The sequence below is a fragment of the Arthrospira sp. PCC 8006 genome (assembly GCF_046480465.1).
Lineage (GTDB): Bacteria > Cyanobacteriota > Cyanobacteriia > Cyanobacteriales > Microcoleaceae > Limnospira > Limnospira platensis.
The window spans coordinates 1-754 of the sequence record NZ_PKGG01000499.1; the positions used below are offsets into that span (position 1 = coordinate 1).

Sequence of the window (754 nt, forward strand, 5' to 3'; positions counted from 1 at the left end):
TGGGAGTTGAGGAAATTCTGGGTATTTACCCAAAAGCGATCGCACTCCATAACCAGGAGATATCTACTGTTGGTTGGGTGGGAGTTGAGGAAATTCTGGGTATTTACCCAAAAGCGATCGCACTTCATAACCAGGAGATATCTACTTTGGGTTAGGGGTGKTTAAGGTGGTGAAAGTACCCTATAAGCCGACACGGTTTCCCATGCTGTTATATTAGGTCAAGATGGTGAGTTTGTCAATGGGGAATGATGATGATTTACCCAAAAGCGATCGCACTCCATAACCAGGAGATATCTACTGTAGTTTKKGWSWWKGGGGAATGATGRKTATTTACCMAAAAGCGATCGCACTWCATAACCAGGAGATATCTACTGTTGGTTGGGAGTTGAGGAAATTCTGGGTATTTACCAAAAAGCGATCGCACTCCATAACCACAGATATCTACTGTRGGTTGGGAGTTGAGGAAATTCTGGGTATTTACCAAAAAGCGATCGCACTTCATAACCAGGAGATATCTACTTTGGGTTAGGGGTGTTTAAGGTGGTGAAAGTACCCTATAAGCCGACACGGTTTCCCATGCTGTTATATTAGGTCAAGATGGGGAGTTTGTCAATGGGGAATGATGATGATTTACCCAAAAGCGATCGCACTCCATAACCAGGAGATATCTACTGTTGGTTGGGAGTTGAGGAAATTCTGGGTATTTACCAAAAAGCGATCGCACTTCATAACCAGRAGATATCTACTGTTRGTT

Annotated in this window: 1 protein-coding gene; it reads left to right on the top strand. The window is 43.3% G+C overall.

Features of this window, described 5'->3' with window-relative positions:
• The first annotated feature begins 319 nt into the window (after window positions 1-319).
• A complete protein-coding gene (locus B9T16_RS29050) occupies window positions 320-529 on the top strand; it encodes a hypothetical protein (RefSeq protein ID WP_410246434.1) in 210 nt (69 codons plus the stop codon).
• The last annotated feature ends 225 nt before the right edge of the window (window positions 530-754 follow it).